19 protein-coding genes are annotated in these 22,527 nt (G+C 68.5%); 6 read left to right on the forward strand and 13 right to left on the reverse strand.

Going from position 1 to position 22,527, the window contains the following annotated elements; translation table 11 throughout:
• Window positions 1–543 precede the first annotated feature (543 nt).
• Both GGQ87_RS01575 and GGQ87_RS01580 read right to left on the reverse strand, forming a co-directional pair.
• Window positions 544–2,025: a right-handed parallel beta-helix repeat-containing protein gene (locus GGQ87_RS01575; RefSeq protein ID WP_168044965.1), complete on the reverse strand. Its 1,482-nt coding sequence runs from the start codon at window positions 2,023–2,025 to the stop codon at window positions 544–546.
• 15 nt (window positions 2,026–2,040) lie between these two features.
• Window positions 2,041–3,528 carry a tetratricopeptide repeat protein gene (locus GGQ87_RS01580; protein WP_168044966.1) on the reverse strand — a complete coding sequence of 496 codons (1,488 nt, stop codon included), beginning with the start codon at window positions 3,526–3,528 and terminating at the stop codon, window positions 2,041–2,043.
• A gap of 263 nt (window positions 3,529–3,791) precedes the next feature.
• On the opposite strand from GGQ87_RS01580, the gene GGQ87_RS01585 reads away from it, so the two are divergent.
• From GGQ87_RS01585 to GGQ87_RS01600, 4 genes are all read left to right on the forward strand, one after another.
• Window positions 3,792–4,286, forward strand: coding sequence for a GAF domain-containing protein (locus GGQ87_RS01585; protein ID WP_168044967.1), 495 nt, complete (start codon window positions 3,792–3,794; stop codon window positions 4,284–4,286).
• A 173-nt stretch (window positions 4,287–4,459) separates the two neighbouring features.
• The gene (locus tag GGQ87_RS01590; RefSeq protein WP_168044968.1) at window positions 4,460–5,134 is read left to right on the forward strand and encodes an SDR family NAD(P)-dependent oxidoreductase; all 675 of its coding nucleotides are present in this window, start codon (window positions 4,460–4,462) and stop codon (window positions 5,132–5,134) included.
• On the forward strand, window positions 5,134–5,991 hold the full coding sequence (locus GGQ87_RS01595) for an HpcH/HpaI aldolase/citrate lyase family protein (protein WP_168044969.1): 858 nt from the start codon (window positions 5,134–5,136) through the stop codon (window positions 5,989–5,991). Before GGQ87_RS01590 ends, GGQ87_RS01595 begins: the two co-directional genes overlap by 1 nt.
• A 73-nt stretch (window positions 5,992–6,064) precedes the next feature.
• Window positions 6,065–7,186, forward strand: a complete 1,122-nt coding sequence (locus GGQ87_RS01600; protein ID WP_168044970.1) for a beta-ketoacyl-ACP synthase III — start codon at window positions 6,065–6,067, stop codon at window positions 7,184–7,186.
• Here GGQ87_RS01600 and GGQ87_RS01605 read toward each other — a convergent pair.
• The 9 genes from GGQ87_RS01605 to petA form a co-directional block, all read right to left on the reverse strand.
• The gene (locus tag GGQ87_RS01605; RefSeq protein WP_168044971.1) at window positions 7,147–8,823 is read right to left on the reverse strand and encodes a saccharopine dehydrogenase family protein; all 1,677 of its coding nucleotides are present in this window, start codon (window positions 8,821–8,823) and stop codon (window positions 7,147–7,149) included. The genes GGQ87_RS01600 and GGQ87_RS01605 overlap by 40 nt on opposite strands.
• Entirely contained in the window at window positions 8,820–9,248 is a 429-nt protein-coding gene (locus GGQ87_RS01610; RefSeq protein WP_168044972.1) for a thiol-disulfide oxidoreductase DCC family protein, read from the reverse strand. Before GGQ87_RS01610 ends, GGQ87_RS01605 begins: the two co-directional genes overlap by 4 nt.
• A 60-nt stretch (window positions 9,249–9,308) precedes the next feature.
• Window positions 9,309–9,677 carry a RidA family protein gene (locus GGQ87_RS01615; protein ID WP_209282372.1) on the reverse strand — a complete coding sequence of 123 codons (369 nt, stop codon included), beginning with the start codon at window positions 9,675–9,677 and terminating at the stop codon, window positions 9,309–9,311.
• A 17-nt stretch (window positions 9,678–9,694) separates the two neighbouring features.
• Complete coding sequence (locus tag GGQ87_RS01620; protein WP_168044974.1) at window positions 9,695–11,329, reverse strand: M28 family peptidase; 1,635 nt, start codon at window positions 11,327–11,329, stop codon at window positions 9,695–9,697.
• Window positions 11,330–11,412: 83 nt separating this feature from the next.
• Window positions 11,413–13,080, reverse strand: coding sequence for a M28 family metallopeptidase (locus tag GGQ87_RS01625; RefSeq protein WP_168044975.1), 1,668 nt, complete (start codon window positions 13,078–13,080; stop codon window positions 11,413–11,415).
• Window positions 13,081–13,158: 78 nt separating this feature from the next.
• Entirely contained in the window at window positions 13,159–13,710 is a 552-nt protein-coding gene (locus tag GGQ87_RS01630) for a DUF1579 domain-containing protein (protein ID WP_168044976.1), read from the reverse strand.
• Between the two features lie 119 nt (window positions 13,711–13,829).
• Window positions 13,830–14,675: a cytochrome c1 gene (locus GGQ87_RS01635; protein ID WP_168047220.1), complete on the reverse strand. Its 846-nt coding sequence runs from the start codon at window positions 14,673–14,675 to the stop codon at window positions 13,830–13,832.
• A gap of 35 nt (window positions 14,676–14,710) precedes the next feature.
• A complete protein-coding gene (locus tag GGQ87_RS01640) occupies window positions 14,711–16,042 on the reverse strand; it encodes a cytochrome b (protein ID WP_168044977.1) in 1,332 nt (443 codons plus the stop codon).
• Between the two features lie 17 nt (window positions 16,043–16,059).
• A complete protein-coding gene (gene petA / locus GGQ87_RS01645) occupies window positions 16,060–16,596 on the reverse strand; it encodes a ubiquinol-cytochrome c reductase iron-sulfur subunit (protein ID WP_168044978.1) in 537 nt (178 codons plus the stop codon).
• A gap of 194 nt (window positions 16,597–16,790) precedes the next feature.
• Between petA and GGQ87_RS01650 the strand changes: the two genes are divergently transcribed.
• Complete coding sequence (locus tag GGQ87_RS01650) at window positions 16,791–17,240, forward strand: tRNA (cytidine(34)-2'-O)-methyltransferase (protein WP_168044979.1); 450 nt, start codon at window positions 16,791–16,793, stop codon at window positions 17,238–17,240.
• A gap of 3 nt (window positions 17,241–17,243) precedes the next feature.
• On the opposite strand, the gene GGQ87_RS01655 is transcribed toward GGQ87_RS01650, so the two are convergent.
• The gene (locus GGQ87_RS01655; protein ID WP_168044980.1) at window positions 17,244–18,497 is read right to left on the reverse strand and encodes a dipeptidase; all 1,254 of its coding nucleotides are present in this window, start codon (window positions 18,495–18,497) and stop codon (window positions 17,244–17,246) included.
• A 557-nt stretch (window positions 18,498–19,054) separates the two neighbouring features.
• On the opposite strand from GGQ87_RS01655, the gene hemF reads away from it, so the two are divergent.
• Window positions 19,055–19,930, forward strand: coding sequence for an oxygen-dependent coproporphyrinogen oxidase (gene hemF, locus GGQ87_RS01660; protein ID WP_168044981.1), 876 nt, complete (start codon window positions 19,055–19,057; stop codon window positions 19,928–19,930).
• Window positions 19,931–19,976: 46 nt separating this feature from the next.
• Here the strand turns inward: hemF and GGQ87_RS01665 are convergent, their stop codons facing one another.
• The gene (locus GGQ87_RS01665; protein ID WP_168044982.1) at window positions 19,977–22,466 is read right to left on the reverse strand and encodes a hybrid sensor histidine kinase/response regulator; all 2,490 of its coding nucleotides are present in this window, start codon (window positions 22,464–22,466) and stop codon (window positions 19,977–19,979) included.
• Window positions 22,467–22,527 lie beyond the last annotated feature (61 nt).

Raw genomic sequence — 22,527 nt, forward strand, 5'->3', positions numbered from 1 at the left:
ACAGCGCCAGTTCGCCCCACCGGGTCCGTGGCCGTCCGCGCCAGACAGCATATCGACCGACCAACACATGGGCCGCAAGCAGCAGAGCCGCCGCCGCGATGGAGTTGATCAAGGCGTAACGAGCCACCCATTTGATCTCTTGTCCGTCCATCGGCCAGCGCCAGAGGACGTCCGGAATCAGCCTCGCTCCCAAGGCAGCCAGCCACCATCCGATCACGGCCGGTATCAGTTTCCGGAGCCCGGCTCGCTCGTGGAACCTTCCCCGGAAGCAGGCCACGCTCAGGGCGGCGAGGAACGCGCCAGCCAGGGCAAACGGCACAGTCCCCAGGAGTTGGGGCCAGAACGGCTTCAAAACATCCATCGGGTAGTAGTCGAGCTGAGGCGAGCCGACGTAGGGGATGAGGTCGATCGCACCGCTGACGCACAGAATGCCCAAGAGCGCCAAGAGTGCGTATGCGCCCTTCCCGATCAGTCTTAGAGCCCGTGGGGGACCAATATCTGTAGCTGAAGCGTCCACGTTCGTTTCGCCGTAACGGTCCCAGCCTACCGCCGGCCGCCGCGGCTCCAGCGGTCCTCGCCCTGATAGCGCTCGTCCTGGATGTAGCGGCCGTCGCGGTCGTACCAGCCATCGCCGTTGCGGTAGCGGTCGTAGCCCTCGAGCGAATAGCCGTCGTCCTGGTATTCGAGGCCGAGCAGGCCGTCTTCGTCCTGCCACCAGTCGCGCGGGTAGGAGCCGAAGGCGCATTCCCAGCCATTTCCCGGACGCCAGACGGGCTCATAGCGGCCCCGATAACGGTCGCGGAACTGGGGCCGGCAGACGGACTGCGAATAGACCCGGTTGCCGCGCGCCTGAACATTGGCGCGGTCCTCGGCGTAGATAACCTCGCGGACGCCGGAGAAGACGCTGTTGACCACCACGGCGCTGCCGGAGGCGGCGGCGACGCCGACCGTCGCGGCGCGGACGCGGCTGTCAGCGAGGCGCAGTTCGCCGTTGTAGAGCACCACGCCCTTGTCGGAGCGGCCGATCCGGCTGTTGCTGATGTCGACCGATGCGCCTTCGATGGCCACGCCCTCGACGTAGCCGACGATGGCCGTGTTCTCGATCTCGACACGGCCGTAGTCGCGACCGGAGCGGACGACGATGCCGATGGACCGGGGGCCGAAGGCGTTCGGCGCGCCGGTGCCCTTCAGCGTGGTTGAGGCGATGCGCGAGGTCTGGCCCGCGCCGGGCGTCAGTTCCAGCCCGGACTGAGCCCCGGTGACAACCACCTCCCAAGCGTCCAGCACGGCGCCGTCGGCGACGATAGCGGGGGCGATGGTCTGGGCGTCGATGACGGTGTCACGAAGGTGCAGGAGACCGCCGTCGGCGTAGATCGCCGCCTCGTCGCCGGCGTGGCGGAAGCCGACCCGGTTCATGACGATTTCGGCTCCGTATCCGACCACGCAGGCGGCGTCACCGGCGCGGGGCGAGGCGAAGACCATGTCGCGGATCTCGACGCGGACGCCCTGGGCCACGGTGATGCAGGGGAGACCGTCGGGGGCCTGCAGCGTCGGATTGCCGGTGCGGGCCCAGTCGCGCGGGTCGAAGCCGCTTTCCCCGATGATCGTCAGGGGCTTGTCGATGTTCAGCCAGCCGACACAGGCGCCGGCGCGGGCCCGGATGACGAGGGTACCGCCAGGACGCACACGGCGCACGGCGTCCTCGACAGCGCCCGTGCCCGGATTGCCGCCGCAGTCGACCAGAACAATTTCCTCGCCGCCGGGGCGGTAGGGGCCCGGCCGCCAGTCAGGGCGGTGGCGACCGTAATCGTAGCGCCGGTAGTGCGAGCCGCGGTTGCGGGAGCTGCGCGTGGGGGGATCGAGCAGCAGGCCGAAATTCGGCCGCGTCTGGCTCTCGACCTTGGCGGCGACCTGGGCGTGGGCGGTCGGCCCCTGAAACAGGGCGGCGCCGGCCACCGTGGCGGCGATCATCGCGACACCGGCCATGGTGGTGCGGAGGCGGCCGAAGGGGAAACGGATCGTCATTGCTCCACGCCCTCCTTAACGGCGCTGCTGAGAACGGGAGACCTGGGCCAGCACGGCCTGCAGGCGGGCGGCGGACGGGCCGAAGCCGGACAGGGCCGAGTCGATGCGCAGGGCCACGGCCTGGGCCTTGTCCTGGTCGGCCACGCCCGAGACGCCGAGCGCGAAATAGCTCGACATGGCGAACTTGGCCTCGGGGCTTCCCTGACGGGCGGCCTCGTCGAACCATTTGAAGGCGCGGGCGTAATCCGGGGGAAGGCCGATGCCCTCGGCGTACATCACAGCCAGCACCAGCTGGGCTTCGGACGAGCCGTTGACGGCGGCCAGCTGGATGGCGCGGACCCGCTCCAGATAGGAGAGCCGGCTCTCCATCGGATGGCCCAGCATGGCTTCAAGCGTCTCGATCTGACGCTTGGACAGATCTTCGGGCCGTGTCGGCGCCGTATCGGTGATGCCGAGGTAGCGGAGAGCCCGTCCCACATGGATGAAGGGCAATTCCGTTCCCATCCGGGTCAGGGCGTATTCATAGGCGTCGCCGCGCGGACGGCTCTCGTCCGAGAAGGGCACGCCCGAGGCCGGAGCCTCATTGGGATAGAATTCGAACGGAGGGGTCCACTGCCGCGCCTTGGCCTCGACGAACCGGCTGTACTGGTCGCGGCTGGGCGCGGACCGCTCAAAGTCCTTCATCAGGACATAGGCGCCGACATCGCCGGTCTGCACCGCCAGGTAGTTGTAGAGGTAGGCGTCGACGTCATTCCGCGGGAACAGGCTGGTCGCGGCCAGATAGCCCCGGCGCCGACGGTCACGGTTCTCGGCTCCGCCACCGCTGTTGCGGCCCCAGGCCTCGCGGGCTTCCCGGTTGTCCTCGGGCTCGCCGAACGGGCCATAGAGGCCGTCGTGCAGCCGGGCCAGGGTGCGGAAGCCCTCGGCGTCCTGCGTCGACAGGACATAGACCACCCGGTCGCGGACGGCCTCCTGCTCCTCACGAGTCATCTGGCCGAGCTGGCGGTCCAGCCGCTGATAGGCCGTGTGCCGTTCGAAGGCGCGGCAGTCGTCATATTTGGACAGCGGGCGCCAGCCGCCGAAACCGCCTCGGTCGACGCGGTTGATCGGAGCGTAACCCTCGTCATTGGCCAGCGCCATAGCGTACCAGGTGGCGCTCTCGATCGGGTCCTCGATATTCTTGTCGGTCGCGCGAACGGCGGCGTAGCGCGAGCCAAGCTCCAGCTGGGCGAAGAAATCGCCACGGAAGGCGGCGCGTCGCAGGGCGCGGAGACCCGTCTCCTGCGCGTTGAATTCGGAGCCGGTCAGGGAGGCCGGACGCGGGCAGGCGTTGGAACTGGCGTCGGCGCGCTGCCAGAAGCGCATGCCGCTGCCGCGGTCGCCGCAGGACACCATCCCGAAGGCGGTGAGCGCCAGAATACCCGCCAGCGCCGCGATAGCGACAGGGCCGCGCGACCGGTTGAACCGGCCACGATCGGTCTTGTTCGCCTCGCCCTCGACCATGAATTCCTCGCACGACTGGAGCGGGCGACCCCCGGCTCGCCCGTTAAGCTTTGCGTGACCGCGACAGTCCGGTCCAGTTAACTGTCTGTCAAGGTTAACGCTGGTTTGCGACAAAGCGTTGCCGCACCGCGGCCATTTTGTGACGCTTGTAAAGTTGTCCACCGGAATCAGCGGCTTGGGATTCCCCTGAGAGGCGAAGAATCGGCCCTCGCCTCTCCGGGGCGGCGCCCCTATATGCCCTCCACAGCCCGGAGCTCCGCCTTATGTCCTACGTCGCTCGTGACGACCGCCCCGCCGACAAGGCCGCCCGCTATGCCGAGGTCGAGGAGGAAATTCTCGCGGTGCTGGACGGCGAGCCGAACATGACCGCGCGCATGGCCACCGTCGCCTCGATGCTGGCCGACGCCTTCCCCGTCTTCTTCTGGACCGGTTTCTATGTGGTCGACCCGGACAAGGCCGAAGAGCTTGTGGTGGGACCCTATCAGGGCACGCTCGGCTGCCTGCGGATCGCCTTCGGCCGCGGCGTCTGCGGCGCCGCCGCGCGGGACCGGAAGACCCAGATCGTTGAAGACGTTCACGCCTTCCCGGGCCACATCGCCTGCGACAGCCGCTCGGCCAGCGAGATCGTGGTCCCGGTGCTCAACCGTGCCGGTGAACTGATGGCCGTGTTCGACGTCGACGCGACCGAGACGGCAGCGTTCGACAGCGTGGACGCTGAGGCGCTGGAGCGGTTGCTGCGCCGGGTGTTCGCGGCCTGATCCGCTGCCAGACCTCCCACATCGAGGGCGGCAAAGATCGGCGCGGCGCGGACGTATGACGCACCTAGGGTAGCGACCGGCTGTGCGGACCATTACCATGGTCGTCAACCTGATCGATCACGGCGGGGACCGCGACTGCGGCCCTCTCCCAGAAAGCTTCCAGAGACATTCGCATGACCCGCACCATCGCCGTCACCGGCGGCCACGGAATCCTTGGGCGCGCCGTTGTCGAGGCCGCTCTGGCGGACGGCCTGAACGTCGCGGTGATCGATCACGCATCAGGGCTTCATGTGCCTGAGGGCGTTCAGGAGATCGGCGGGGTCGATCTGACCGATCCGGCGGCGGCGGAAGGGGCCATCGGCAAGGTGGTCGAACGCTTCGGCGGCCTCGACGCCCTGCTCAACGTCGCGGGCGGCTTTGTCTGGCAGACCACGGACGACGCCGAGCCGGCGTGGGCGAGGATGTTCGCCCTGAACCTGACGACCGCCCTGAACGCCACGCGCGCCGCCCTGCCCCACCTGAAGCAGTCAACCGAGGGCCGGATCGTCAACGTCGGCGCCAACGCCGCCCTGAAGAGCGCCGCCGGCATGGGCGCCTACGCCGCCTCCAAGTCCGGGGTGCACCGCCTGACGGAAAGTTTGGCCGAGGAGCTGAAGTCGACCTCCGTCACGGTCAACGCGGTGCTGCCGTCGATCCTCGACACCGAACAGAACCGCAAGGACATGCCGGACGCCGACCCGGCGACTTGGGTTCAGCCGTCAGACCTGGCCCGAGTGATGCTGTTCCTCGCCTCGCCGGAAAGCCGGGCCATCACCGGGGCCCTGATCCCGGTCACGGGACGGGTCTGATGCAGCTGGTCCGCTCGGTCCTCTACCTGCCCGCCAGCAATCCGAGGGCGATCGAGAAGGCGCGCGGACTGAACGCCGACGCGGTGATCCTCGATCTTGAGGACGCCGTCGCGCCCGACATGAAGGCCGAAGCGCGGGCGGCGGCGGTCGCGGCGCTGACCGAGGGCGGGTTCCGGTCGCGGCTTGGCGTACGGGTCAACGGGCTGGACACGGCCTGGGGCGCGGAGGATCTGGCGGCCCTGTCCGACCTGCAGCCGGATTTCGTCGTGGCGCCGAAGATCGAAAGTCCCGAGGCGGTCCGGGAGGTAGCCGGGCGGCTGCCTGCCGGGGTCGCCGTCTGGATCATGGTGGAGACTCCGCTGTCGGTTCTCCGCCTCGACCAGATCGCGGGAGCCGGCGCGCCGCTGGAGGCCCTGATGCTGGGCATCAACGACTTCGGCGAACGAATGAACCTGATACTCGGGCAGGACCGCGAGCCTCTGAAGCCGTGGCTGGCCACCGTGGTCGCCGCCGCGCGGGGGCATGGATTGCTGGCTATCGATGGCGTGGTCAACGCCACCGGGGACATGGACCGGCTGGAAGCCGAGTGCCGGCAGGGCCGGGCGTTTGGCTTCGACGGCAAGAGCCTGATCCATCCGGACCAGATCGCCGCCGCCAACGCCGCCTTCTCGCCCTCGGCGGAGGAGGTCGCAAAGGCGCGCGAAGTGGTGGCGGCCTTCGCCACGGCCGACGCCGAAGGCAAGGGCGCGATCCGGGTCGGATATCGAATGGTCGAGCGCCTGCATCTCGACGCGGCGCACCGCCTGCTGGCGCGCCACGCCGCCGCCTCGACGCCGCCGCCTGACGCGCCTATCTAGTCCGTCCAGAAACAGAACCCAGCCGGCGCTCGAGACGCGAGCGGTGGCGCCGGGAGCGACAGGGCCGTCCTGAATGTCCAAAGCCGTCATCGCCGCCACCGGCCTGTTCACGCCGGAGCAGTCCATCTCCAACGAGGAGCTGGTCGCCGCCTACAACGCCTATGCAGAGCGGTTCAACGCCGAGCATGCGGCGGAGATCGCCGAGGGCGATGTCGCCGAACTGACGCCGTCGTCGGTCGAGTTCATCGAGAAGGCCTCGGGCATCAAGAGCCGGTTCGTGCTCGACAAGGCGGGGGTGCTGGACCCGGCGAGGATGGCGCCGAACATCCCGGAGCGTACCAACGACGAACTGTCGATTCTCGCCGAGATGGCGGTGAAGGCGGCGCAGCAGGCCATCGCGGCCTGGGGCAAGCCGGTCAGCGAGATCGGGGCGGTGCTGTGCGCCGCCTCCAACATGCAGCGGCCCTATCCCGCCATGGCGATCGAGGTGCAGCAGGCGCTCGGCATCGACGGCTTCGCCTTCGACATGAACGTGGCCTGCTCGTCCGCCACCTTCGGCATCAAGACGGCGGCGGATTTCATCGCCTCGGACTCGGTCAAGGCCGTGCTGATGGTCAATCCGGAGATCTGCTCGGCCCATCTGAACTTCAAGGATCGGGACAGCCATTTCATCTTCGGCGACGTCGCGACCGCGGTGATCATCGAGTCGGAGGATCAGGCCGGACCGGGCGGTTGGGACATCCTCGGCACGCGGCTGAAGACGACCTTCTCGAACAACATCCGCAACAATTTCGGCTTCCTCAACAACGCCGCCCCCGAGGGGATCGGCCAGCCGGACAAGATGTTCGTCCAGCAGGGCCGCAAGGTCTTCAAGGACGTGGTGCCGATGGTCTCGGAGATGATCGTCGATCATGCCGGCGAGCTGGGCCTCGATCCGACGGCGCTGAAGCGGCTCTGGCTGCACCAGGCCAACATCAACATGAACCAGTTCATCGGCCGAAAGGTGCTGGGCCGCGAGCCGACGCTGGACGAGAACGTCATCATTCTGGACGACTACGCCAACACCTCCTCCGCCGGATCGATAATCGCCTTCCACCTGCACCACGACGGGTTCGGGCCCGGCGACGTGGGCCTGATCTGCAGCTTCGGCGCGGGCTATTCAGCAGGCACGGTGTTCGTCCGCAAGCGGGGCTGATCCACCCGCACCAGCGAGCCGCGGTAGTGGACCAGCCGGCCGATCAGCGGCGCTGAAATCTCGACGTCGAAGACGAAGCGGCCCAGCTCGTCGACCGTCTCGTGGGCGCGGGTCGATGGCGCCAGCGCACGGGGCAACGGGACAGGGCCCAGCCGCCAGCCCTCGACGCGATAGACGAGCCGCCCGTCTTCCGGCGTCAGCCGCAGGTCCATGGTCAGGAGCCCGAACCGTTCGGACACACGCCCGCCCCGACGCGGCCTCGACAGCACGCTGGAGAAGGCGTGGCCGCCTATGCGGCGACGCCAGACGGATCGGTCGCCGTTCGCGTCTATCTCGACCTCGGCGGGACAGCCGGTCTGCGCTTTCGGGAAGCCGATGAGCCGGGCGACAGCCGCCGCCAGCGGACCCGCCGCGCCTTCGGTGGTCGCGTCCCCGCGCCAGACGGAGCGGCCCGGCGTCTCGTGCAGGGTCCGGATGGCCTCAGGCAGGTCGTCGAAGGCCGGGCCGATGGCGCGGGCGTAGGTCGCGCCCCCCTCGACGATGATTTCGGTGGCAAGACCGTACGGCGCCATCTCGGCGACGACCGCCTCCAGCGACAGGACGCCCACGCAGGGCCGGGCGCCCGGCGCAACCTGTCCGGCGGCAATGGCCTTGATCGCGGCCAGCGCCGGCAGGCTGGGCGTCACCGGTCCCTCGCCCGGCTCAGCTGCCAGCCGCCAGACGGCGCGGACGGCGCGACCGTCTCCGTCCACGCCATAGGCCTCGACCCTCATGGCGCCGCGGTCGGACCCGAAGGGAGCCGCCCATCCCGACAGGCGGATCAGCAGGCCGGCCAGAGGTGTGGGGTCGAACCGGAACAGCCGGACCATCCGGCCGAGCAGCCAAGCCCCGAGATGCGCCGGCCACGGCTCGAGCCCTGCCAGGAACAGCGCACGGTCGCTCGGCTCGAACCGGGCCGAGAAGAGGTCGAGGTCAGGCGTCTCGCACAGCGACACCCGCCGCCGCCCGGCCGCTCCGAAGTCGCGCCGGTAGAGGCCGCTCCAGCCGGGACGCGTCGTCCATCCACCGTCGTCGAAAACCCGCACAGGCCGTCCAAGCCAGGACAGGATCGCCTGCATCACCGACAGGCCGCGCGGCGCCCTCGCTCCCGGAGAAATCGCAGCCTCGACCGAGACGATCTCGCGCCAGCGGTCGGTGAGATGGTCGAGCACCGCGTTCGACAGGGCCGGCGTCGAACTGCAGCCGGTCAGGGCGACGACGCCCGCCGCCTTCGCCGCGCTGTCGAGAGCTGGGAAGGCCGGGACGAAGTCTCGCCCGTCGGCCAGATCGACATAGTGCAACCCGGCGGCGATGGCGGCGCGGGCAGTTGTCGGCTCTGCGGCCTGAAACGGTCCAGCCATGTCCGCGACGATGGCCGCGCCCGTGGCTCGCAGGGACTCCACAGTCAGACGGCCGGTATCGAGCGCAGCCGCCTCGACCCCACCTCCGGGAAAGGCCCTCCTGAGGTCGGCGGCCACGGCCTCGGCCCGTGCGAGGTTCCGGCCCGCGGCGACAACTTCGAACCCGTTGCGCAACAGGCCCTCGCAGAGGCGCGAGCCGAACACGCCGCCCGCGCCGATCACCAGCACCCGGGTCATGGCCGGAAGCGCTCGCGATCCGCAGGCGACGGAACCATGCAGGTGTCGGTCCGCCCGAAGATGCGATACCGGTTCCGGGCGATGAGGTCGTAGAACGGGTCGCGAAGCGGTCGGGGGATGCGCTTCAGGATCGCCATCAGCCGCGTCCCGGGCAGAGCGCCCAGCACGGTCAGCGCTGCGTCGGACTTGAGCCACGCCTTGCCGTTCCAGATCACGGCATTGGTCTCCGGCGCATCCGGGTTGATCCCGAATCTCTCCGCCAGCCGCCGCCCGCGCTCCGACTGAATCGGCGTGAAGGTGAAGCGGCGCTCAGGATCGTGGTCGATCACGAACCGGACCCAACGCGAGCAGAAGACGCAGACGCCGTCGAACAGGATCAGGCCGTCAGGCTCCCCCTGCGCGTCGCGGGGCGACCAGCGGCTCATGCGGGCGTCGCTTTCATCATGGGGACACTGCGGCGGCCGGTACGCATCGGCAAGGCGACCTTACGCCGCCGCCACGGCCTCGATCTCGACCAGCCAGGCTTCGTCGAAGATGCCGGTGACGATCACCGTCAGAGCCGGTTGGCGACCAGCGAGACGCCGTACACGCACCTCCCGGTTCTCAAGCGCGTACTGGCGGTCGGACAGGAAGGTCGTGACCTTGACGAGGTTGTCCAGCGTCATGCCGACGGCGGTCAGCTGGGTCTCGATATTGTCCCACACCTGTTCGCACTGGCCGATGAAGTCGGTCGCGAGCGAGCCGTCCGGCGCGACCGGGATCTGGCCGGACAGATAGAGCCAGCGGGTCGGGCCGGTCACTTCGACCGCCTGCGGATACGCACCCTCGACCGGCGGCGAGCCGTCGCCGGTCAAGGGCCGTATCGTCATTGTCACTGGCGGGCGGCGTCCGAACGGGCGCGGACGGAGGCGAACTCCGAGGTCGGCTTCCAGCCCGGCCAGTCCTCGCTGTTCGCGAGGTCCAGACCCAGATGATACAGCAGGGTCAGGTTCTCGACCGCCGAGGTCAGGTTCCAGTCGGCCGACCATTCGTCCGACGGCTTGTGGTAGTCGGCGCCGAACTTAGCGCGCCACGCGGCTTCGCCCGCCTCACGCCCGCCTTCGACCCAGTCCCAGCCATGCCACGGCATGATCGCCGGGACGCCCATGCGGGCGAAGGGGAAGTGGTCGGAGCGGTAGTAGAACCCCTGCTCCGGCATGTGGTCGTCAGAGACGTAGCGGCCGAGAGGCTCGGCCAGCGCCTGCAGCCGGTCCTCGAGATCGTTCTGCCCCTTGCCGAAGATCGGCACATCCTTCGTCGGTCCGGACAGCGGCAGCATGTCGATGTTGATGTCGGCGACAGTGGTTTCCAGCGGATAGACCGGATCGGCGGCATAGCCGTACGAACCCATCAGGCCCATTTCCTCGGCCGCCATATGGGCGAAGACGATGGAGCGTTTAGGCCGCGGCGCGGCGCTGATCTGGCGAGCCATCTCCAGCACACCGATGGTGCCCGAGGCGTTGTCCCAGGCGCCGTTGTAGATGTTGTCCTCGGTGGTCGAGACCGGGCTCACGTGATCGCCGCCGACGCCGACGTGGTCCCAGTGGGCCGAATAGATGATGGTCTCGTCGGGGTGCTCGGTGCCGGGGATGCGGGCCAGCAGATTATGGGTGACGAGGGTGTCGATCGTCTCCTGCGTCGCCGCGGTGAGGGTGACGCCGTTCAGCGGCACGGCCCTGAAGGCGCCCGAGCCGATGGCGCCCAGCTGGCTCATGTCGAGGCCCGCCGCGGTCGCCCACTGCAGCGCCACGTCGTGGTTGATCGCCATGGAGAATTCGAGATCGGCCGAGCCCGGCGTCATGGTGCGGGTGCGGCCGGAGAACTGCGCCGTCCGCTGCCAGGTCGTGGACGACGCAGGCTCGGTCACGAGGGTGACGATGCCCACCGCGCCGCGGCGGAAAGCTTCATCGGCCTTGTAGGCGCCGGACTCGTAGTTGGTGCTGTATTCGCCGTTGAAGCGCTCGCCTTCCGGCTCGCCACTGACGACCACCACGACCTTGCCGCGCACGTCCATGCCGCCGTAGTCGTCCCAGTTCCGCTCGGGGGCGCTGATGCCGTAACCGACAAACACAACCGGCGCGTTGCTGATCGAGGCGCGACCATCATTGGAGACCGCCCGCAGGGTGGCGTCGGTCCCGATCGTCAGCGGATGGCTGACGCCGTCCGGTCCGGTCCAGCTGGCGCTGGCCGCGCCCGCGACCGGGGTGAAGCGCTTCAGCCGCACCTCTTGCAGCCACTGGCCATTCGGCCCGCCGGGCTGGAGGCCCATGGCCTCGTACTGCGACTGGAGGAAGGCCAGCGTCATCCGCTCGCCCTCGCTGCCCGGGTAGCGGCCGTGGAACTCGTCCGCGCTGATCGTGCGGATGTCGTTGCTGATCCGCTCGGCGGAGAAGTTCTGGGCTGACGCCGCACCGGCGGCCAGCAGCACGGCGGCGACGGCGACGCCGCCCATCATCTTGCGAAACATATGGGAGACTCCATCCCCGGATTGATGGCGCGCACTCTAGGGCGGCCCCGAGGGGGACCGCCCATTACATTTTCGTCATGCAGTCAGCGGCGGGCGGCGGCGCTCGCGGCCCGCGCGGGACCGAACTCGGAGCCCGGCTTCCATTCCGGCCAGTCCCGGCTGTTGGCCAGGTCGCGACCGATCCACAGCGCGACTTCCAGATCCTCGATCTGGCCCCGCAGATCCCAGTCGGCCGACCACTCGTCGTCGGCCTGGTGATAGCGGCGCGAGCCGTATTCGTCGCGGGCGGCGTTGCGGGCGGCCATCGGCTCGTCGCGGAACTCGCCGCCGCCTTCGGCATAGGCCATGGGCACGCCGCGCTTGGCGAGCGGGAAGTGGTCGCTGCGGAAATAGCTGCCGGCGGCGGGGTTCTCGTCCGGCGTCACGGTCCGGCCCTGACGCTGGGCCGCCGCGGTCAGGCGCTCGTCCAGCTCCGACTGGCCGTAGCCGATCACGCCGAGATGGGCGACGCGGCCATAGACGTTCATGGCGTCCATGTTGAAGCCGGCGACGGTGGTCGCCAGCGGATAGACCGGATTGGCGGCGTAGTACTCGGAGCCCAGAAGACCGCTCTCCTCGGCCGTGAAGCTGATCATGACGATCGAGCGTTCCGGCCGCGGCCCGGCGCCCCAGACACGGGCCAGCTCAAGCAGGCCGGCGGTGCCGGTGGCGTTGTCGACGGCCCCATTGAAGATGGCGTCGCCGCTGGCGTCAGGCTCGCCCACGCCGATGTGATCCCAGTGGGCGGTGAACAGGATCGTCTCGTCAGGATGCGTCGTTCCCGGCAGGCGGGCGACGACGTTCCGGGTGGTGATCTGGCTGGTCGCCACGTCAAACGCTGCGCTGACCGTCGCCCCCGGAAGCTCGACGGGACGGAAGTCGCGACTACGCGCCTGAGTCTTCAGAGCGTCGAAGTCCAGCCCGGCGCGGCGGAACAGGTCGACGGCGACGTCGCGCTGGATCCAGCTCTCCATCTTGACCCGTTCGGCCGCCGCGTTCTGGCGGACGATGTCGAACTGCGGACCGGACCAGCTGTTGGTCACCGTGGCCCAGCCGTAGGAGGCCGGAGCCGTTTCGTGGACGATGATGACGCCCGCTGCGCCCTGCCGGGCCGCCTCTTCGTATTTGTAGGTCCAGCGGCCGTAGTAGGTCATCGCTCGGCCGTTGAAGGTGTTCAGCTCCGGCTGTTCGAAGTCGGCGTCGTTGACCAGCACGACGATCACCTTGCCGCGCACGTCCACGTCCTTGAAGTCGTTCCAGTTCCGCTCAGGCGCCTTGATGCCGTAGCCGACGAAGACCAGCGGGGCATCGGTCAGCGAGACGCTGCGTCCGGGCAGGCGGGTGGAGACGACGATCTGCTGACCCTGCGCCAAGGGAATGCTGTCGCCGCGGACCTTGAAGCCGGCGTGGATGTTCGATGCGGTGAAGCGGTTCAGCGTCACGTCCTGCGTCCAGCCGCCGTTCTCACCGCCTGGCTGGAAGCCGGCGGCGGCGTACTGTTCGCTCAGATAGCGGACCACCATGTCCTCAGCCGGGGTGCCGATGCCGCGACCCTGGAAGCTGTCGTCCGACAGAACCCGCACGTGTTCGGACAGGCGGGCGGCGTCGATCGCGGTTGTGGCGGCCGTGTCGGCCGGCCCACCGCCGGTCATGGCGCAGGCGGAAAGGAGAGCGCCGGCGGCAAGCGCGGCGGCGGTGGATAGGAAGCGCATGAACAGGATAACCCTCAACCGGAACTGACCCGGGCGAACCCTAGGACGGCCGGTGGAGCCTGTCGATGCGCTGTGGCGTCAGGGCTGAACGGCGCCGGACGCGGGCCAGTCGGTGTCGCCGCGGCGGGTCAGGGTCATCTCGAACATCGGGCGGCCGGGCTGCCCCGGAACCACGAATTCGCCGACCTCATGGTAGGTCGTCGTCGTGACATCGGCCGTGTAGCGCATGACCCCCGGTCCCGCCGGGATCTCCCAGACATATCCGTTTTCGGTGAGGGTGAATGGGAAGGTTCCCGACTGGCCCTGCGCCCAAGAACGGAACTCGTAGCGGCCTTCCTGCTCGTTCCATGACACCACGCCCATCGCGTTGAAGCCTGTCGAGCCGTCGGCGTTGTAGCCCCGCCCTTCGATGACCAGAACCTCGCCGCCAAGAAGCGGCCCGATCCGCTCCGTCTGGGTCACGGCGTAGCGCGAACCGTCACGATTGACGCCGCTGGCCGGACCGACCCAGACTCCATGCATGAAGGCCAGCTTGTCCATAGCCGCCGCGGAGCCGGCCGGCGTCTGCGCCATGCCCGGCGTGGATGTGAGCAGCAGCGCCGCGACGGTCGCCAGAACCTTGAGCTTCATGTCGTCCTCCAGTGTTACTTTACGTTATAAAGTCCTCTGCCATGTTGTCAACAACCACGAAAAACCCGCCGGCGCTGAGGCCCCGGCGGGTTTGATCGATCGGTTAGTGAGGTCGGCCGCTAGTGGGCGACGCCCTTCCAGATGCGGCGGTAGCTGACGTAGGTCAGGCCGGCGAACAGGAAGAGGAAGATCAGCACGCCCATGCCCGACTGCTTGCGCTGGACCTGCTTCGGATCCGACGCCCAGGCGATAAAGGCGGCGACGTCCTTGGCGTATTGGTCAACCGTCTGGGCGGAGCCGTCGTCGTAGGTCACCTGACCGTTGCGAAGCGGCGGCGGCATGGCGATGAAGCCGCCTTCCGGCACGTGGCCCTGACCCTTCCAGAACGGCGTCAGGTCGCCCGCCATGTAGGGGTTGTAGTGCTGGCCCGGACGGATCTCGAGACCGGCGGGCGCGGCGCGGTAGCCCGACAGCAGCGAGTAGATGTAGTCGGCGCCGTCGTGGCGCGCCTTGGCCATGACCGAGAGATCGGGCGGCGCGGCCCCGCCGTTGCCGGCCGCCGCGGCGGTGGCGTTCGGATAGGGGCTGGGGAACTTATCGGCGGCGACGGCGTCGCGCATGATCGGCTCGCCGGTCTCGCTGTCGATGTCCGGCACCTGCAGCTCGGCCGCCAGCGCCTTGACGAAGCGGTTCTCGGCCGGATTGACCTGACCTTCCTCATAGAAGGGACCGCCCGGCTCGGCCAGGGTCCGGAAATGCATGAGGTTCATGCTGTGGCAGGAGGAGCAGACCTCGCGATAGACCTTGTAACCGCGCTGCAGCTGGCCCTGGTCGAAAGTCCCGAAGGGGCCCTCGAAAGAGAAGCCGCCGCTGTGCGGATGCTTGGCGCCGCCCGAGGCGAGCGCGGGCTGGGCCGCCAGCGACAGGCCGGCCGCGAGGGCGATCAGAACCAGGGTCTTTTTCATCGACTGGATGTTTGTCTTGAGGATCATGGTCCGGCTCAGCCCTTCTTCTCGGGCGAGGCCGGCGCGGCGCTGGTCATGGCGTCACCGCCGCCCGGCAGGACCGGCTCGGAGATGGTCGCCGGGATCGGCCGCGGGGTCTCGCGCAGGCCGACCAGCGGCATCAGCACGATGAAGAACAGGAAGTAGTAGAAGGTCAGCAGGCGGTTCAGCCACAGGTAGCTGTTCAGCATGCCGTCGGCGAGCTGGAAGCTGGGCATGCCCGGAACCACCGGCGAATCCGGCAGCTGGGCGCCGCACCAGCCGAGGCCGATGCCGACCAGAACGAAGATGACGAAGAACGTGCGCATGGCCGGGCGGTAGCGCATCGAGCGCACCTTGGACGTATCCAGCCAAGGCAGGATGAACAGCACGCCGATCGCCGAGAACATCGCCACGACGCCGAGGAACTTGTCCGGAATGGCGCGCAGGATGGCGTAGAACGGCAGCATGTACCACTCGGGCACGATGTGCGCCGGCGTCTGCAGCGGGTTGGCCGGGATGTAGTTGTCGGCGTGGCCCAGGGCGTTCGGCATGAAGAAGACGAAGATCGCGAAGAGGATCAGGAAGAGCACGATCGCGAAGCCGTCCTTGACCGTGAAATACGGGTGGAACGGAACGGTGTCCTTGGCGGTGCGGTCCTTCGGGATCAGGATGCCGACCGGGTTGTTCTGGCCGGCATGGTGCAGGGCCCACAGGTGCAGGACCACGCAACCGGCGATGACGAACGGCAGCAGGTAGTGCAGCGAGAAGAAGCGGTTCAGCGTGGCGTTGTCGATGGCCGGGCCGCCGCGAAGCCAGATCAGGATCGGCTCGCCGACGAGCGGGATGGCCCCGATCAGATTGGTGATCACCTCGGCGCCCCAGAAGGACATCTGGCCCCACGGCAGGACGTAGCCGAGGAAGGCGGTGGCGATCATGAGGAAGAAGATCACGCAGCCGACGATCCAGATCATCTCGCGCGGCGCCTTGTAGGAGCCGTAGTAGAGACCACGCAGCATGTGCAGGTAGACCGCGATGAAGAACATCGAGGCCCCGTTGGCGTGGGTGTAGCGGATGATGTCGCCGCCATTCACGTCACGCATGATGCGCTCGACCGAGGCGAAGGCCAGCTCGGTGTTGGGCACATAGTGCATTGCCAGGATGATGCCCGTGGCGATCTGCACGACGAGGCAGAGGGCCAGGATGCCGCCGAAGGTCCACCAGTAGTTGAGGTTCTTCGGGGTGGGCAGCGACATGTAGTCGGCGCCGAAGCGGACGATCGGCAGGCGGCTGTCCAGCCACTTCTCGATGCCGGTCTTGGGGACGTAGGTGGATTCGTGATCGCTCATCGTTCTCTTGCCCGTCCTCAGCCGATTTTCACGCGGGTGTCGGACACATAGTCATAGGTCGGCACGACCAGATTCTTGGGCGCCGGTCCTTTGCGGATGCGGCCCGAGGTGTCGTAGTGCGAGCCGTGGCAGGGGCAGAACCAGCCGCCGAAATCGCCGGCGCCGAACGTCGGGACGCAGCCCAGGTGGGTGCAGGAGCCGAGGACGACGAGATACTGCTGGTGGCCGGGCTTGACGCGGTCGGCGTCGGTCGCGGGATCCTTGAGGCCGGCGTGATCGTCGGCGCGGGCGCGCTCGATCTCGGCCGGGGTGCGGTAGCGCACGAACACCGGCTTGCCCTGCCATTTGATGACGACCTGCTGGCCCTGCTGAACCTTGGTCAGGTCGAACTCGATGGTCGACAGCGCCAGGGTGTCGGCGGCCGGGTTCATCGAGTTCACGAGCGGCCACGCGGCCATGGCTCCGGCTCCCACCGCAGCCGCACCGGCCGCGATGTGGATGAAGTCTCTACGATTGGGATCCTTGTTGTTCGGATCGCCCTGGTCTGCAGCCACCGATTCGTCTCCTGAGCGGTTGGCGGCGTCGCCCTGCGGCGCGCCGTTCAACGCTGTCGTTCCTTAGCCGAGTCCCGGATGGCTGGCCCGGCCCGGCTTTGCGGCGCATCGCCGCAAGTTGCTGGCGCTTCGTGAGAAACGCTCGCAAATCGAGCCGCGACAAGCCCCCGGGCCGCGCGTATGAGGGCTCTAGAATGCGTCTCGCCCTTTTTCAACCGGCCATTCCGCAGAACGTCGGCGCCTGCATCCGTCTGGGCGCCTGTTTCGGGGTGGAACTGCACGTGATCGAGCCGACAGGCTTCCGCTTCGACGACCGGGCGATGAAGCGGGCGGCGCTCGACTACGGGCCGCTGGGGCATCTGGTCAGGCACGCGGGCTGGGAGGAATTCCAGCGCGACCGCGGGCCCGGGCGGCTGGTGCTGTTCACGACAAAGGGCGCCACGCCGCTGGACGATTTCATCTTCCGGCCCGACGACACCCTGCTGTTCGGCAGCGAGCCGACGGGAGCGCCGGATCATGTGCACGAGGCGGCCGAGGCGCGGGTGGTGATCCCGATCCGGCCGGAGGCCCGGTCGCTGAACCTGTCGGTCAGCGCGGGCATCGCGCTTTGGGCCGGGCTGCGCGGCGCGGCCCTCCTGCCCTGACGGCTATTCCGGGGCGGGGGCCTCCGGCAGCCTGGCGAGGCTGGGCCGTTGGTCTCGCTTGCCCGCGGCCACAGCTTCGACGGCCCGCATGACCCGCAGCGTGTTCTCGCCGGCGAGCTTGCGGATGTCGGCCTCGGACCAGCCGTTGGCCATCAGGGCGGCGAGGATGCGGGGGTAGGCGTCGACGCCCTCGACGCCATCCGGCAGGGCGCTGACGCCGTCGAAGTCGCCGCCCAGGCCGACGTGATCGATACCGGCGACATCGCGGACATGCTGGATGTGGGCGACGACGTCGACGATGCTGGCCCGGGGCACCGGGTGGGCCGCAACCCAGGCCTCGAGACCGCCGGCCACGGCCGCCGGATCGCCCGGGTTCAGGGACTTGAGCCGGGCTTCCTCGGCGGCGCGGGCGGCGCTCCAGGCGCGCACCGTTTCGTTGATGAAGCCGGGCACGAAGGTGACCATGACGACGCCGCCGTCTTCCGGCAGCAGGCGCAGGACGCTGTCGGGCACATTGCGCGGGTGGGCGGTGACCGCGCGGGCCGATGAATGGGAGAAGATCACCGGCGCCTCTGAGACGCGCATGGCGTCCATCATCGTCTCCTCGGAGACGTGGCTGAGATCGACCATCATGCCGAGACGGTTCATCTCGCGGACCACTTCCTCGCCGAACGGGCTGAGCCCGCCCCATTTCGGCGCGTCGGTGGCGCTGTCAGCCCAGGTCGTGGTCGTGGAGTGGGTCAGCGTCATATAGCGGGCGCCGGCGTCGTGAAACTCGCGCAGCAGGGCGAGGGAATCGTCGATCGAATAGCCGCCTTCCATGCCGATCAGGGAGGCGATGCGGCCGCGGCGGTGGATGCGCTGGATGTCGTCGGCCGTGGTCGCCAGCTCGAACACATCGGGATGGGCGGCGACGATGCGCTTGACGGTGTCGATCTGCTCGAAGGTGGCCTTGGCCGCCTCGACCGGGGTCAGACTGGCAGGGACGTAGACCGACCAGAACTGGCCGCCGACGCCGCCGGCGCGGAGGCGTGGAATGTCGGTGTGCAGGGCGGTCGAGGCGTCCAGGTTGGTCGTCAGGTCGACGGCGTAGGGATCATTGCCCTGCTGTTCGCGCAGGGCCCAGGGCAGGTCGTTGTGCCCGTCGATCAGGGGCGTCCGTTCAAGGATCCGCCGGGCCGCGGCCTCGTCCTGTGCGGTGGCGGGCGCGGCGACGGCGAGAAGGGCGGCGGTGGACAGAAGGACGGCGCGGATCATGACGGGCTCCCCGGGAATGCGTGGCGGGACAGTGGCAGACGGAGGCCGTGCGTCAACGGCCTCGGGCCGGTCGCATCGGACGGAAAAATAGGGTCCGAAGCGTGCGAAGAGTGCGAAGAGTGCGATGAGTCCACAGAGTCCGTAGAGTGCGGTTCGACCCGATTATCCGAACGGGTTCAGCCGGATGCCCGGATTGCCGCTCCTCAGACGGCGCGGGCGGGGATGGATTGTCAAAGACCGGCGGCAAAACGAACGAGGCATTATACGGCCGCAGGATAGCGTGCGCAGAAGATCGGTTTGAGAAAAGGCGATGCCGTTGAATTCGCGGGACTTTGCCGGCGCTATCCGACTATAGAAACGCGGATTGTAAGCACAGCGTCACAGGATTCCTTCTCCCCCTGAGGGAGAAGGTGGGCCGGAGGCCCGGATGAGGGGGCTGTGTCCACGTCTCCGGTGCGGGACGGTTGGCGGCTTGCCGGATGCATGGGTGTCTCACCCCTCATCCGCCCCTCCGGGGCGCCTTCTCCCGCAAGGGGAGAAGGGATAGGAACCGGCGCATGAACGACGCCGCCGATCCGCTTGCGCAGCAGAAGACCGAGGCCCGGGCCTGGTTCGAGGACCTGAGGGACCGTATCCATGCGGCGCTTGAAGGGCTGGAAGACGCGGCGCCGGCCGATCTGTTTCCGGGCGAGCCTGGGCGGTTCGTGAGAACGCCGTGGGAGCGCAAGGAAGGCGGCGGCGGGGTCATGGGGATGATGCACGGCCGGCTGTTCGAGAAGGTCGGGGTGCATGTCTCGACGGTGCACGGGACCTTCCCCGCCGACTATGCGAAGTCGGTCCCTGGGGCCTCGGAGGACCCGAGGTTCTTCGCCACCGGCATCAGCCTGATCGCCCACCCCGTCAGTCCGCGCATCCCGGCGGTGCATATGAACACCCGCTTCATCGCCACGACCAAGGGCTGGTTCGGCGGCGGGGCGGACCTGACGCCGGTGCTGGATGTCGACCGGCGTGAGGACGCGGCGGATACGGTGGCGTTCCACGCGGCGCTGAAAGGCGCCTGCGACGCCCACGATCCCGAATGGCACGCGCGGTTCAAGGCGTGGTGCGACGAGTATTTCTGGCTGCCGCACCGCAACGAGCCGCGCGGCACCGGCGGCATCTTCTATGACCACCTGGACAGCGGCGACCGGGCCCGCGACTTCGCCTTCACCCGCGATGTCGGCGAGGCGTTCCTGACGGTCTATCCGGAGATCGTCGCCCGCCGCATGACCGAGCCATGGACGGCGGAGGAGCGCGAGGAGCAGCTCGTCCGGCGCGGGCGGTACGTGGAGTTCAACCTGCTGTACGACCGGGGGACGACGTTCGGCCTGAAGACGGGCGGGAACGTGGAGTCGATCCTCAGTTCGATGCCGCCCCTGGTGAGGTGGCCGTGACTATTTGTTCCCGCTCATCCCCGCGAAGGCGGGGGGGAAGGGTAGCCTAGGCCGGCTCCGGTTCCCTCACCGGCTCGAGCGCGGCGCCGATGGCGTCGAAGAGGCTGGTCATGGTGACGGGCTTGGTCAGGTGGGCGTCGGCGCCGGCGGCGCGGCCGGCCTCCACGTGTTCGGCCATGGCGTTGGCGGTCAGCATCACCACCGGGGTGCGCGAGAGGCCGTGAGCCGCCTCGTGGCTGCGGATGGCGGCGGTGGCGCTGAGGCCGTCCATGACCGGCATCTGCATGTCCATCAGCACAAGGTCGAAGCCGCCGCCCTTGAAGGCGTCGACGGCCTTCTGACCGTCCTCGACGGAGACCAGCTCCATGTCGGTGGCGCCCAGCATGATCTCGACCACCTTGCGGTTCGCCGGATGATCGTCGGCGAGCAGGATGCGCAGCGCGGCGGCGGTGACATCGCGCGGCTCAGCCTCGGGCGCGGCGGCCTCCTCGCGGGCACGCACCACGCGCGGCAGCGGGATGTCGAACCAGAAGCTGGAGCCCTCGCCCGGCGTGCTGTCGCAGTCGAGCGTCCCGCCCATCAGCTCGACCAGTTCGGTGGAGATGGCCAGGCCCAGGCCGGTGCCGCCGTAGCGGCGGGTGATCGAGCCGTCGGCCTGCTGGAAGCGGCGGAAGATGCGGCTGCGCTGCTCGGTGTCGAAGCCGACGCCGGTGTCGCTGACGCGGAAGGCCACGCGGTCACCGGCCGCCTCGACGGCCACGCGAACCGCGCCCCTGCCGGTGAATTTCAGGGCGTTGCTGACGAGATTGGTGAGCACCTGCCGGAGGCGGACGGCGTCGCCTTCCAGCAGGCCCGAGAGGGCGGGATCGAAGGCGACTTCCAGAGCGACGCCCTTGTCCTCGGCCTTGACGCGCCAGAGGGCGGCGATGTCGCCGATCAGCTGTTCGAGATCGAAGGGGGCGGGTTCGATGGCCACCTGACCGGACTCGATCTTGGCCGTGTCGAGGATGTCGGAGAGGAGGCGTTCGAGGGTCACACCGGACGAACGGATCAGTTCGACCATCTCGCGTTCCTGAACGCCGAGCGGGCGGCGTGTCAGGGAGTCGGCCATGGAGACGACGCCATTCAGGGGCGTGCGGATCTCGTGGCTCATATTGGCGAGGAATTCGGACTTGGCGCGATTGGCGTCCTCGGCCCGGCGCTGGGCGAGGCGGAGGCGGTCGGCCTGGCGGGACAACCAGGCGACGGTCCCGATGGCGAAGAGGAGGAAGAAGACGCCGATGCCGATGACCGCGCGCTGCAGGTTGGTGTTGGAGCGCGCCGTCTCCAGCTGCCGCCGGCGCTGGGCCAGCTGGTGCTGCATGTCGCCGGTCACCTGGTGGATGCCGGCGCTGAAGCTGCGGGCGGAGTCGGTCTCGCTTTCAAGCATATGGGCGCGCAGGAGGTTGAAGGCCTCGGCGGTGCGGCCCTCGGCGAACAGCACCTCGGCCTCGACGTGATGGACTTCGATTCCGACGCCCTCGGCCCCAAGTCGGCGCAGGGTTTCGAGATCGCGGCGGGCGGCGACGGTCTGGCCGGTCTGGGCGCGAGCTATGGCGCGAAGGGGCAGGACGTCCTTGGCGAGGAAGGCGGCCGAGCCAAGGCTTTCGCCATAGGGTTCAAGGCAGGCGAGGACCTCCCGCGGCGAGCGGCGCGCGTTCGCCACGGTGGCGCACAGGCTGGCGTCGTAGATGGCCAGGGTCGGCAGGTCGGAGCGCGAGGCGAGCCGGTGGTGGGCGGCGTAATACTCCGTCGCCCGGGCCTGATCGCCGATCTTCACCGCCATGACGGCCAGATTGTAGAGGCTGTCGAAGTCGGGGCGCGGATAGGCGGGGTTGGAGTAGTCGACTTCAAATTTGCGGAAGGCGTCGGCGGCGCCGGCGACGTCGTTGAGGTCCTTCAGCCCCATGCCGGCGACTTCCCAGATGCCGGCCTGGGCCGTGGCGGCGAAGGGGTCGTCGACGGGGATGTCGGCCTGGGCGCGGGCCAGCAGTTCCAAACCCGCGCCGATGCGGCCTTCGTCCACGAGGGCGAGGGCCACGAGACGGGCCGCATGGGCGCGGACGAACCAGTCGCGGTCGTCACGCAGGAAGCGGCGCATGTCGGCGACGACGGCGACCTCACCCTGATCGTAGCGAGCGGTCAGATCGTTGAGGCGGGCGATGTCGGTATAGCGGGCATCCTTCTGCAGCCGGGCCTGTTCGGCCAGACGGCGGTTCCACACGGCGGCGCGCTCGAACTCGCCCTGGTTCAGGATGGTCCAGGTCACGTGATAGAGCCGGTTCAGGCCCTCGCGATCATGCCGCTGGAGAGCCTCCGAGCCAAAGGCCTCGAGGGCCGCGAAGTCGGTCGAGCCCGCGCGTCGTTCGACCACCCGGGCGAGGCTGAGCGCATCCGCCGCAGCGCCCGCGAGGGGTGGCTGCGCCAGACCGCTGGAGGCGCCGGCGAGGGCGGCGAGCAGTACGAAACTCGCCGCGAGTAGACGAAAAAGCGACATGAGGAGTCCGGCGTGAAGCACCGGTCGTCGCATACATAGGTTGCACAAGGTTTAGCGGCGG

This window comes from Brevundimonas alba (genome assembly GCF_011927945.1).
Lineage (GTDB): Bacteria > Pseudomonadota > Alphaproteobacteria > Caulobacterales > Caulobacteraceae > Brevundimonas > Brevundimonas alba.

Excerpts from the sequence above, each read along its gene's own strand:
- GGQ87_RS01575 (WP_168044965.1), bottom strand. The coding sequence starts at position 2,025 with ATGACGATCCGTTTCCCCTTCGGCCGCCTCCGCACCACCATGGCCGGT.
- GGQ87_RS01580 (WP_168044966.1), bottom strand. The coding sequence starts at position 3,528 with ATGGTCGAGGGCGAGGCGAACAAGACCGATCGTGGCCGGTTCAACCGG.
- GGQ87_RS01585 (WP_168044967.1), top strand. The coding sequence starts at position 3,792 with ATGTCCTACGTCGCTCGTGACGACCGCCCCGCCGACAAGGCCGCCCGC.
- GGQ87_RS01590 (WP_168044968.1), top strand. The coding sequence starts at position 4,460 with ATGACCCGCACCATCGCCGTCACCGGCGGCCACGGAATCCTTGGGCGC.
- GGQ87_RS01595 (WP_168044969.1), top strand. The coding sequence starts at position 5,134 with ATGCAGCTGGTCCGCTCGGTCCTCTACCTGCCCGCCAGCAATCCGAGG.
- GGQ87_RS01600 (WP_168044970.1), top strand. The coding sequence starts at position 6,065 with ATGTCCAAAGCCGTCATCGCCGCCACCGGCCTGTTCACGCCGGAGCAG.
- GGQ87_RS01605 (WP_168044971.1), bottom strand. The coding sequence starts at position 8,823 with ATGACCCGGGTGCTGGTGATCGGCGCGGGCGGCGTGTTCGGCTCGCGC.
- GGQ87_RS01610 (WP_168044972.1), bottom strand. The coding sequence starts at position 9,248 with ATGAGCCGCTGGTCGCCCCGCGACGCGCAGGGGGAGCCTGACGGCCTG.
- GGQ87_RS01620 (WP_168044974.1), bottom strand. The coding sequence starts at position 11,329 with ATGTTTCGCAAGATGATGGGCGGCGTCGCCGTCGCCGCCGTGCTGCTG.
- GGQ87_RS01625 (WP_168044975.1), bottom strand. The coding sequence starts at position 13,080 with ATGCGCTTCCTATCCACCGCCGCCGCGCTTGCCGCCGGCGCTCTCCTT.
- GGQ87_RS01630 (WP_168044976.1), bottom strand. The coding sequence starts at position 13,710 with ATGAAGCTCAAGGTTCTGGCGACCGTCGCGGCGCTGCTGCTCACATCC.
- GGQ87_RS01635 (WP_168047220.1), bottom strand. The coding sequence starts at position 14,675 with ATGAAAAAGACCCTGGTTCTGATCGCCCTCGCGGCCGGCCTGTCGCTG.
- GGQ87_RS01640 (WP_168044977.1), bottom strand. The coding sequence starts at position 16,042 with ATGAGCGATCACGAATCCACCTACGTCCCCAAGACCGGCATCGAGAAG.
- GGQ87_RS01650 (WP_168044979.1), top strand. The coding sequence starts at position 16,791 with ATGCGTCTCGCCCTTTTTCAACCGGCCATTCCGCAGAACGTCGGCGCC.
- GGQ87_RS01655 (WP_168044980.1), bottom strand. The coding sequence starts at position 18,497 with ATGATCCGCGCCGTCCTTCTGTCCACCGCCGCCCTTCTCGCCGTCGCC.
- hemF (WP_168044981.1), top strand. The coding sequence starts at position 19,055 with ATGAACGACGCCGCCGATCCGCTTGCGCAGCAGAAGACCGAGGCCCGG.
- GGQ87_RS01665 (WP_168044982.1), bottom strand. The coding sequence starts at position 22,466 with ATGTCGCTTTTTCGTCTACTCGCGGCGAGTTTCGTACTGCTCGCCGCC.